The 9,838-nt window shown below is 52.0% G+C and carries 11 protein-coding genes and 1 pseudogene; 2 read left to right on the top strand and 10 right to left on the bottom strand.

Features of this window, described 5'->3' with window-relative positions; translation table 11 throughout:
• Positions 1–26: 26 nt before the first annotated feature.
• On the bottom strand, positions 27–1,859 hold the full coding sequence (gene uvrC, locus M8370_RS18795; protein ID WP_013096027.1) for an excinuclease ABC subunit UvrC: 1,833 nt from the start codon (positions 1,857–1,859) through the stop codon (positions 27–29).
• Positions 1,856–2,512: a UvrY/SirA/GacA family response regulator transcription factor gene (gene uvrY / locus M8370_RS18800; protein ID WP_013096026.1), complete on the bottom strand. Its 657-nt coding sequence runs from the start codon at positions 2,510–2,512 to the stop codon at positions 1,856–1,858. The genes uvrC and uvrY overlap by 4 nt, the downstream gene beginning before the upstream one ends.
• Before the next feature lie 399 nt (positions 2,513–2,911).
• On the opposite strand from uvrY, the gene M8370_RS23645 reads away from it, so the two are divergent.
• Positions 2,912–2,992 (top strand): hypothetical protein, encoded by an 81-nt coding sequence (locus M8370_RS23645; protein ID WP_418250438.1) that lies wholly within the window; start codon positions 2,912–2,914, stop codon positions 2,990–2,992.
• Complete coding sequence (locus tag M8370_RS18805; RefSeq protein WP_013096025.1) at positions 2,979–3,203, top strand: DUF2594 family protein; 225 nt, start codon at positions 2,979–2,981, stop codon at positions 3,201–3,203. The genes M8370_RS23645 and M8370_RS18805 overlap by 14 nt, the downstream gene beginning before the upstream one ends.
• A 66-nt stretch (positions 3,204–3,269) precedes the next feature.
• Here M8370_RS18805 and sdiA read toward each other — a convergent pair whose 3' ends face one another.
• From sdiA to M8370_RS18845, 8 genes and pseudogenes are all read right to left on the bottom strand, one after another.
• The gene (gene sdiA / locus M8370_RS18810) at positions 3,270–3,992 is read right to left on the bottom strand and encodes a quorum-sensing transcriptional regulator SdiA (RefSeq protein ID WP_058650820.1); all 723 of its coding nucleotides are present in this window, start codon (positions 3,990–3,992) and stop codon (positions 3,270–3,272) included.
• Between the two features lie 221 nt (positions 3,993–4,213).
• Complete coding sequence (gene tcyN / locus M8370_RS18815) at positions 4,214–4,966, bottom strand: L-cystine ABC transporter ATP-binding protein TcyN (protein ID WP_013096023.1); 753 nt, start codon at positions 4,964–4,966, stop codon at positions 4,214–4,216.
• Positions 4,963–5,631: a cystine ABC transporter permease gene (gene tcyL, locus M8370_RS18820; RefSeq protein ID WP_013096022.1), complete on the bottom strand. Its 669-nt coding sequence runs from the start codon at positions 5,629–5,631 to the stop codon at positions 4,963–4,965. The genes tcyN and tcyL overlap by 4 nt, the downstream gene beginning before the upstream one ends.
• 21 nt (positions 5,632–5,652) lie before the next feature.
• Positions 5,653–6,639, bottom strand: coding sequence for a D-cysteine desulfhydrase (dcyD, locus tag M8370_RS18825; protein WP_250021581.1), 987 nt, complete (start codon positions 6,637–6,639; stop codon positions 5,653–5,655).
• A 107-nt stretch (positions 6,640–6,746) separates the two neighbouring features.
• Positions 6,747–7,547 (bottom strand): cystine ABC transporter substrate-binding protein, encoded by an 801-nt coding sequence (tcyJ, locus tag M8370_RS18830; protein ID WP_013096020.1) that lies wholly within the window; start codon positions 7,545–7,547, stop codon positions 6,747–6,749.
• Positions 7,548–7,633: 86 nt separating this feature from the next.
• Positions 7,634–8,185 (bottom strand): flagella biosynthesis regulatory protein FliZ, encoded by a 552-nt coding sequence (fliZ, locus tag M8370_RS18835; RefSeq protein ID WP_250021582.1) that lies wholly within the window; start codon positions 8,183–8,185, stop codon positions 7,634–7,636.
• A gap of 54 nt (positions 8,186–8,239) precedes the next feature.
• On the bottom strand, positions 8,240–8,959 hold the full coding sequence (locus M8370_RS18840; protein WP_013096018.1) for an RNA polymerase sigma factor FliA: 720 nt from the start codon (positions 8,957–8,959) through the stop codon (positions 8,240–8,242).
• A gap of 129 nt (positions 8,960–9,088) precedes the next feature.
• Positions 9,089–9,838: pseudogene (locus tag M8370_RS18845) on the bottom strand (hypothetical protein); the annotation flags it as partial.

Here is a 9,838-nt window from a genome sequence, read left to right on the forward strand (position 1 = left end):
TTTAGCTCTATGTTGCTACAGAGCCCTCAATGTTTCAACGAGTAGTAGATCTTTTCTGCCAGCCCTTGCGAAATACCCGGCACTTTTGCAATTTCCTCCATGCTGGCGTTGAGTAATCCTTGCAATCCGCCCATATACTTCAGCAGCATCTGGCGACGTTTTGGCCCAACGCCTTCAATGGTCTCCAGCGTGCTGGTGTTTTTCACCTTCGCCCGTTTTTTACGGTGACCGCTAATGGCGTGATCGTGTGACTCATCGCGAATATGCTGAATAACATGCAGCGCCGGGGAATCCGGCGGCAGGCTAAAGCCTTCACCTTCCGGCTCGAAGAACAACGTCTCCAGCCCGGCTTTACGATCGGCCCCTTTTGCCACCCCCAACAGCAGGGGATGGTTTTTATCCCAGCTGACATCCAGGGATTCAAAGACCGCCTTCGCCTGGCCGAGTTGCCCTTTCCCGCCGTCAATCAGGATCACATCCGGGATCTTGCTCTCTTCAATGGCTTTACCATAGCGACGACGCAGCACCTGATTCATTGCCGCATAGTCATCCCCCGGGGTGATGCCGGTGATGTTGTAGCGACGATACTCAGCACGCAGCGGACCGTTCGCATCGAACACCACGCAGGAAGCAACGGTCTGCTCCCCCATGGTATGGCTGATGTCGAAACACTCCATGCGTTTCACTTCCGGCAATTTCAGAAGCGTCGCCAGAGCCGTTAAACGCTGGCTCACCGTCGACTGCTGGGAAAGTTTGGTGCTGAGCGCTGTCGCGGCATTGGTACGCGCCAGCTTCAGATAACGCGCACGGTCGCCGCGCGGTTTGGTCTGGACATTCACCCGGCGTCCCGCCAGCTCGGATAAAGAATCGGCCAGCAGGGTTTTATCGGCAAGGTTAAAATCAAGCAGGATCTCCGACGGCAGCGTGCGCATCTGGCTCCCCTGCAGATAAAACTGGCCGACAAAAGTCTCAACCACTTCACCCAGCTCCGTACCGCCTGGTACTTTCGGGAAATAGCTGCGGCTGCCGAGCACTTTGCCCTGACGAATAAACAGCACATGCACACAGGCCAGACCGGCATCAAAGGCAACGCCGATCACGTCGAGATCGTCACCGGTGTTCGAAACAAACTGTTTCTCCGTCACCCGGCGCACCGCCTGAATCTGGTCACGTATGCGCGCGGCCTCTTCAAACTCCAGCGCGGCGCTGGCTTTCTCCATACGGGCAATCAGTTGGGTCAGGACCTGATCGTCTTTACCGGCTAAAAACAGGCGCACGTACTCAACCTGCTGCGCGTACTCTTCTTCACTCACCAGCCCGGCGACGCAGGGCCCCAGGCAGCGGCCAATCTGGTACTGAAGGCACGGGCGCGAGCGGTTACGGTAGACACTGTTTTCGCACTGACGAACAGGAAAGATTTTTTGCAGCAGCGCCAGCGTCTCACGCACGGCATAGCCGTTAGGAAACGGCCCAAAGTATTCACCCTTCGCATGTTTCGCACCACGGTGCATCGCGAGCCGGGGATGGGTATCGCCGCTCAGAAAAATAAACGGGTAGGATTTATCATCCCGCAGCAGAACGTTATAGCGCGGCTGATAGAGCTTAATATAGTTGTGCTCGAGCAGGAGTGCTTCTGTTTCCGTATGGGTGACGGTGACATCAATATTCTGGATGAGCGCGACCAGCGCTTCAGTCTTACGGGAGGCAAGGTTGCTGCGAAAATAGCTGGAGAGGCGTTTCTTGAGATCTTTCGCCTTCCCCACGTAGATAACCGTACCGCCAGCGTCATACATGCGATAAACGCCAGGCTGGCTGGTCACGGTTTTCAGAAATGCTTTTGAATCAAATACATCACTCACTGACTTAATAACGTCTCCGCATTACACAGACCATGACGGATGGCAAGATGAGTCAGTTCAACATCACCGTGGATGTTCAGTTTACTGAACATCCGATAACGATAGCTGTTCACCGTTTTCGGGCTGAGATTCAGTTGCTCCGAGATCTCATTTACCTTCTGGCCTTTGGTGATCATCAGCATAATCTGCAATTCACGCTCAGACAAACTGGCAAACGGAGATTCGGTTTTCTCCGGCTCAATCTGGCTCAGCGCCATTTGTTGCGCAATGTCGGAAGCAATGTAACGCTGGCCGGCAAAGACGGAACGAATCGCGTTAACCACTTCCTGCGGCGCGGCGCCTTTACTGAGGTAGCCTGCCGCCCCTGCCTGCATCACCTTCGCAGGAAGCGGGTTTTCGGTATGTACGGTCAGCATGATGACTTTTGTGTCAACAAAGGTACGCGCGATTTTGCGTGTTGCTTCAAGCCCACCGATACCGGGCATGTTCATATCCATCAGCACCACATCGGCTGAATTGGTGCGGCACCATTTAACGGCATCTTCGCCACAGCACGCCTCACCGGCAACTTTAATACCTTTTATATCTTCAAGAATGCGTCGTATCCCTGCGCGCACCAGTTCGTGGTCATCAACAAGAAGGACGTTGATCAAAGGGAATGTCTCCAGAATAGGGATAACGCTACTGAGTGATAATTGGCTTTATATTAACGTTTTTCCTCACAAGATTAAAACGTTAAAAAACCGGCTATTCGATTTCGCTCGCGTTTTTGGAAATTAGCCTGTACAGATGCTGGAAAGAAAGCCCGCGCGGTGAGCGCTTGTACGGCTTTTTTTAAGCATCTGTATTCAAAAAGTTACAAAAATCGCAGCCCCGTCACGGTCAAAAAAACAGTTCTCAAATTTTTGTAACAATAATTAACGGCAAGCGAACCGGCCATAAACAATTAATAATCTTCGACCCTGTACAGTTTACTGGCACGCGGTGTTTATGCAAATAAACACCCTGCGGAAAAGTATGAAAAACAACCGCTGCATTTTTTGGAACAGCTTGTGGTATACTCCGCCGCCTTGACTTGCATCATCGCGCGCGAGCGCTGTTTTATAACGAGGAAAATAAATGAGCACACCTGAATTTGCAACTGCGGAGAATAGCCAGGAACTGGCCCAGGAAGTCAACTGCCTGAAAGCCCTGCTGACGCTGATGTTACAGGCAATGGGTCAGGCTGACGCCGGACGTGTGATCATTAAAATGGAAAAGCAAATCGCGCAGATGGAAAACCAAGCTGAGTCAGCGGTATTTGCCAATACCGTTAAGCAAATTAAACAAGCCTACCGTCAGTAAAAAAAAACGGCTGAATGTGTTGCATTCAGCCGTGATCTCGTCTGGCACGCAGAACGTTCTCTCTGCTCAGATTAACCCTGTCGCCGCCGCGTAACACGCAATCTGCGTCTTGTTTGGCGCGTTGAATTTCTTCTGCATATTCTTCTGATGGAAGTTAACGGTATTCTCCGAGATAGAGAGAATGATCGCTATTTCCGCTGATGTCTTCCCTTCCGCAGTCCATTTCAGAATTTCCCGCTCACGTTTGCTGAATTTCATTTCGGGTGGCATCACCATCTCATCTTCAAAACGCAGCAGGCTGGTTAACGCCATTTGCAGCAGCATCTGCAACCGCAGCTCTAATTCTTCGCTGGTGACCGCGCCCGCCTGAACGCTGGTACACGAAACGGACAGGAAACCGAGCGCGTGATTTGGCAGCATCAGGCACTGTGTTATTCCCTTACGCAAGCCATGGTCGCGTGCGCCATTCCATAATGCCTCAGCATCCGCGAATAATTCATCCGTCCAGGGTAAATGACCCTGAATGAAATTCTCCGGTTTGAGCACCGGATCAATGGCGAAATAATTCTCTGACTGATATTGCGCCATCCACCGTTGTGGATACGTGGCGTGTACAGATATCCTGGGGCGCGTAAATGGCACAGGATGGCGTACACAGAGTGCGTAATAATCAAATTCGAGCGCCTGAGTTTGTCGCTGTAGTTCCTGATATACCTCACTGGCACTGGTCAGTGCCTGAAACCGGAGGAAGCAATCCCGTCGCCAGGTGAAAAAGTCTGAATCCTTCATACTTACTAAATGAAGCCTCTGAAATGATATTCATTATTAAGGTGAATATAACCTAACACATAAAACTTATTTCTAACCACAAAATATCGGCAATAGCACAATTAACTTTAGTTTTGATAAGGTTTATCTGTACTGAGCGGAATAAAAAAACATGGCAGACGAAACCGCGAGAGAATAATTTGCTCCAGAAGAAAAATCTGGAGCAAATGCGTGCAAAAATGCTACTGCATAAGGAATTTTTCAAGGAATTGACGGGTTCGCGGCTGCTGCGGGTTGGCAAATAAACTTTTTGCCGGCCCCTGCTCCACAATCCGTCCTTGATCCATGAAAATAGCCCGGTCGGCGACGTCACGGGCAAAGCTCATTTCGTGAGTCACAATGACCATGGTGCGTTTTTCCTGTGCCAGCTGACGAATAGTGTTAAGCACCTCGCCCACCAGCTCAGGATCAAGCGCAGAAGTGGGTTCGTCAAAGAGGATCACATCCGGGCGCATTGCCAGCGCGCGGGCTATCGCCACACGTTGCTGTTGCCCGCCCGAAAGACGACGCGGATAGCTGGTCTCTTTCCCTGCCAGCCCCACTTTGGCAAGCAGTTCACGCGCGCGTGCCGTGGCTTCCTCTTTTGGTTCACCTTTCACAATCACCGGACCTTCAATAATGTTCTCCAGCACCGTCCGGTGCGGGAACAGATTGAAGCTCTGGAAAACAAACCCCACGTGCTGGCGCAGTTGGCGGATCAGGCCTTTTTGCTGGCTGATGGATTTACCGGTATCAATGGTGATCTCCCCAACCCGAATGGTGCCTCCCTCCGGCTGTTCAAGCAGGTTAATGCTGCGCAGCAGCGTGGTTTTTCCTGAGCCGCTCGGGCCGATAATCGCCACCACTTCACCCTGCTCCACCTCCAGATCGATCCCGTGGAGCACCGTTTGCCCGTGGAATTTCTTCACCAGGTTTTTAACGTCGATAGCACTCATTTTGGATCACGCTCCTGGCGGTTAAGCTGGTTTTCAAAATAGTTTTGCAGGGCAGACAGCACCGTGGCCATCACCCAGTAGATCAGCGAGGCAGCAAGATACATGGTAAACACTTCAAGCGTGCGCGAGGTGATAAGCTGCGCCTGACGGAACAGTTCCGGCACCTGAATCGTCGCCGCCAGCGAGGTGTCTTTCACCAGGCTGATAAAGCTGTTGCTGAGCGGCGGCAACGCCACCCGCGCCGCCTGCGGCAGAATGGCCCGGCGCAAGGTTTGCCACGGTGTCATACCGATACTGGCCGCGGCTTCCCACTGCCCTTTATCAATCGACGAAATTGCCGCACGCAGGGTTTCCGAGGTATACGCCGCCGTATTAAGCGACAGACCAATCATCGCTGCCGGGATCGGGTCCAGTTCAATCCCGAACTGCGGTAAACCGTAGTAGATCATAAAGAGCTGCGCGATAAGCGGCGTACCGCGAAACACGGAGATATAAAAACGAGCCAGCCAGCGCACCGGCCAGACGGGCGACATACGCATTAAGGCCAGCACAAACCCGAGGACCAGGCCGAAGAACATGCCACCAATACTGAGCTGTAAGGTGAACACCGCGCCTTTCAGCAGGAACGGCAGCGAATCGATAACCAGTTGAATACTTTCTTGCATTATTATTTTTCGACCTGATTTTTAGACATGAGGATGATAGGCAAACAGCGCGGGCGCGCCGCCGGTGTGCACAAATAAAATCGGCCCTTCATCCTTAAAGCGTTTCTGCGCAATGCCATCAATAAGCCCGGCCATCGCTTTGCCCGTATAGACCGGATCCAGCAGTATGCCCTCAAGGCGCGCCAGCAGTTTAACCGCTTCCATTCCCTCTTCGTTCGGTGTGCCGTAACCCGGCGCAAAATAGTCGTCCCAGAGCAGAATATCGGCCTTTGCCTTCAGCTCCAGCTGCTCTGCCACCGCCTGCTGCAAACTCACCACTTTGGGTTTCTGATCCGCAACGCTGCGCGATACCGTCACACCGATCAGCTCAACGTCCGGCAGCAGGTGCTCCAGCCCGACGACCAGCCCCGCGTGCGTGCCTGCACTGCCAGAGGCAACCACCACTGACGATAGGCTCACCGCCCCTTCGCACTGCTGAGCAATCTCCAGCGCGCTTTCCACATACCCCATCGCACCCAGCGCATTCGAGCCGCCCACCGGAATGACATACGGACGAAAGCCCTGCGCTTCAAGGCGTGTGGCCAGCTCATCGAGCTGTGCGGTCGGGTCGGTCAACGCATCGACCATTTCAACCTGCACGTTAAAGAGATCCAACAGCAGACGGTTACCGTTGGTCAGGTAGTTCTCTGCCCGTGTACCGATTGGGTTTTCCAGCAACGCCACGCAGTGCAGCCCAAGTTTTGCCGCCACCGCCGCCGTCTGGCGAACGTGGTTGGACTGAATCGCCCCTGCGGTGACGAGCGTATCCGCCCCTTCACGCAGCGCGTCAGCCGCCAGAAACTCCAGTTTGCGCAGCTTATTGCCCCCCATCGCCATTGGCGTCACGTCATCACGCTTAATAAAAATATCGCGTCCTAAATAGTCAGAAAATCGCGGCAGATACTCCAGCGGCGTCGGCGCGCCGATAAACTCCAGGCGGGGAAAGCGCGTTAAATTCTGTAGTGACATGGGTTCTCCGGTAACTCAGACAAAATGTGATATTTTTCATTATGCACGCAGACGCGTAAGAAATAAAAAAGGCGCTTTTAAAAGCGCCTTTTTTTAACGTCAAAGACTTATTTGGTGACGTCTGCCCCAAACCACTTCTCAGAAAGCGCTTTCAGGCTGCCGTCTTTTTGCATATCCGCAATGGCGGAGTCGATCGCCTTGACCAGGTCTTCGTTACCTTTACGGACAGCAACCCCGGATTCCTGACGAGAGAACGCATCACCGGCGACCGCCAGGGTGTTGTTGGTTTTCTTCACCAGATCCAGTGCCGCCAGACGGTCAACCAGGATGGCATCGATACGGCCAACGCGGAGATCCTGATATTTTGTCGGGTCATCATCATAGGTGCGGATATCCACACCCTGAACGTTCTGGCGCAGCCACTCTTCGTAGTTGGTTCCCAGACCGACACCGACTTTCTTACCTTTCAGATCCGCGGCCGTTTTGATTGAGCCTTCGTTGCCTTTCTTCACCAGCGCCTGGATACCGGACACGGTGTACGGCGTGGAGAAGTCATACTTCTTCTTACGCTCGTCAGAAATGGTCACCTGGTTAATCACCACATCAATACGTTTGGAATCCAGCGACGCCAGCATACCGTCCCATTTGGTCGGTTTCAGGGACGCTTTCACGCCAAGGTGTTTCGCCAGTTCTTCTGCAAATTCCACTTCGAAACCGGTCAGTTTACCGTCATCACCCTGGAAGCTGAACGGAGGATAGGTTCCTTCCAGCCCGACCAACAGCGTACCGCGCTCTTTCACTTTGTTAAGCAGGTTCTCTGCGGCGAAGGTTTTCACGCTCATTCCCGCGACCAGCGCAACGGCCATAACGCCCATCAGCGCCTGACGACCCAGAAGTGCTAATTTCATAAGTACCCCGATATAGTGGAATTTTTGTGTAGTGTAGAGAAATCGCCTGCAAGGTCAAAGGCGACTGCGCTACATCTTATTCTTTTTTAATATATATCAGAAGTTGTCCCGGCGTGGGCTTTCTGCTTTACCGCCGTCGGCATTTGGACCTTATATTGTGCGTACTTGCGCAGCGCAATACGGTAGTTATTGGTACTGGTCGCAGGCAGCCACGGCTCCAGGTTTTCATCCAGGTAGCCGGTCTTGAGCAGATCGCGGGAAATGTTATTCACGGTCAGATGTTGCCCGAGGCGACGCAGGCGAACCACGTATTCGCGAACGGTCCCGTGACTCATCTCGGTCTGTTCAAACAGGAACTGTTTGAAACCGATAATATCGAAGAAGTCGCTTTGCTCTTTGCAGTGGAGATCGCCACAGAAACGGCAAAGCGCCACCCACTCTTTCTGCTCTTCGAGCCACGCGGCTTCGTCCATCAACGTGTCGAGACGAGAAATCGCAATTTTATTGACGATTTCGCCACGACGAACCAGCGTGATACGATCGAGTAACTTGTTACAGTGGGCGCAATGCGTCTGGCTGTGTTTAAAGTCTTTCAGGTAGCGGCTTAAAGGCCGTCTTTTAGATTGCTGCACCGTCATGATAACTCCTGGTTGTCAATACGTTGTGCGGCATTTTTCAGGTGAATCAATCACCTATAACTTACCCAGCTTGGTTCGTAAGCGTTTGATGGCCTGGCTGTGCAGCTGGCTTACCCGCGACTCTCCCACTTCCAGAACAGCGCCAATCTCTTTGAGATTAAGCTCTTCCTGATAATAGAGGGTTAACACCAGCTGTTCGCGCTCTGGCAAAGCTTCAATGGCTTCCATCACGCGCTGGCGTAAATTACCTTCCATTAAATGGTGTAACGGGTTTTCTTGCTGATGCTCATCCGTCACCAGCTCGATGCTATCGCCATGCTCTTCGCGCCACTCGTCATAAGAGAAGAGTTGGCTATTATTGGTATCGAGCAACATCTGACGATACTCTTCAACAGGAATACCAAGCCGTTCCGCCACTTCCGTTTCCGTCGCGTTGCGTCCCAGTTCCTGTTCCAGCTGCCCCATCGCATGCGCCACTTCGCGCGCGTTGCGGCGAACACTGCGCGGCACCCAGTCCCGGCTGCGCAGCTCGTCCAGCATCGCACCACGAATACGCTGAACTGCGTAAGTGGTAAATGCCGTTCCTTGCAGAGCGTCGTATCGGTCAACTGCATTCAATAACCCGATACCGCCCGCCTGTAGCAGATCGTCCAGTTCCACGCTCGCCGGCAAACGCACCTGGAGGCGCAATGCTTCGTGACGCACCAGCGGGACATAACGCTGCCACAGCGAGTGTTTATCCATTACACCTTCAGCGGTATAGAGTGAATTCACGATAAACAGCCCTGCGTTAGTTGAGTTATCGGCATGATTATCCGATTCTGCAGGGCGTTCAATTGGATGAAAAAGGGGGATAAAGTGAGGTTATTCTGAGGTTGCCCACAACAGGGGCAACTTTTTTCGCTAAATTAACAGTTGTAACAATGAAAGATCGTCGCCCAGCTTGACGCTCTCTATATGTTGATGAAAGAGCTTTCCCGCTTCCTGATTATGCTGGCTCAGGGAGTGGAAACTGTAAATAACATCAATAATATTATCTTGTTCAATTTTCCCCGCCACAATGGCCTGCCCGGCCAGTAACGATTTCAGGAAATAGAACTCCGCCACGATTAAATAAAGATTATTCAACATGCTGCGGCCATTGTTTTGCGGGAAGCCCTGCTCCCAGAGTTTATATTTAAAAAAGTTCTTAAATACATAGTCATGGGTCGCTAAGTAGCTGCCCGCCGCATCGCGCCAGACGGACTCGATGTTTTCCATGACCTTTTCTGCTGGCACGGTATCATTGCCAGCATCAAATTGTTGAAAAAGCTGGTCAAAATAACGATTTAATACAGCGCCGCCGCGGGCTGTCGCTTTCTTCGTAAAGTAACTTTGGATAAGCGAAATTAACGCGAATTTCAGGCCGTAGTTCTGATTAAACCCGGCTAACTCCGCCCTGATTTTACCGCTCACCAGTTCGTTAATCAGCGATAAATAAACCGTTTCGAGGGTACTGATATTCTCTTCAAGGTTTTCAAGCTTTTCAGCAACCATGAGGAATTTCACCACTGCATAAACCTGTTCTTCAACGCTGACATCCTCAACGCTGAATATATTCTGGCAAAAGAGATTGATGACCTTCGCTCTCAGATCAATCATTGGTGCTTTATT

Origin of the sequence: Enterobacter cloacae complex sp. OE43NF, from assembly GCF_023544405.1 — a bacterium.
GTDB classification, from domain to species: domain Bacteria; phylum Pseudomonadota; class Gammaproteobacteria; order Enterobacterales; family Enterobacteriaceae; genus Enterobacter; species Enterobacter cloacae.

Bases quoted from the DNA above. Each gene is read 5' to 3' on its own strand.
- M8370_RS18805 (WP_013096025.1), top strand. From the start codon at position 2,979: ATGAGCACACCTGAATTTGCAACTGCGGAGAATAGCCAGGAACTGGCC.
- tcyL (WP_013096022.1), bottom strand. From the start codon at position 5,631: ATGCAAGAAAGTATTCAACTGGTTATCGATTCGCTGCCGTTCCTGCTG.
- dcyD (WP_250021581.1), bottom strand. From the start codon at position 6,639: ATGTCACTACAGAATTTAACGCGCTTTCCCCGCCTGGAGTTTATCGGC.
- tcyN (WP_013096023.1), bottom strand. From the start codon at position 4,966: ATGAGTGCTATCGACGTTAAAAACCTGGTGAAGAAATTCCACGGGCAA.
- tcyJ (WP_013096020.1), bottom strand. From the start codon at position 7,547: ATGAAATTAGCACTTCTGGGTCGTCAGGCGCTGATGGGCGTTATGGCC.
- fliZ (WP_250021582.1), bottom strand. From the start codon at position 8,185: ATGACGGTGCAGCAATCTAAAAGACGGCCTTTAAGCCGCTACCTGAAA.
- sdiA (WP_058650820.1), bottom strand. From the start codon at position 3,992: ATGAAGGATTCAGACTTTTTCACCTGGCGACGGGATTGCTTCCTCCGG.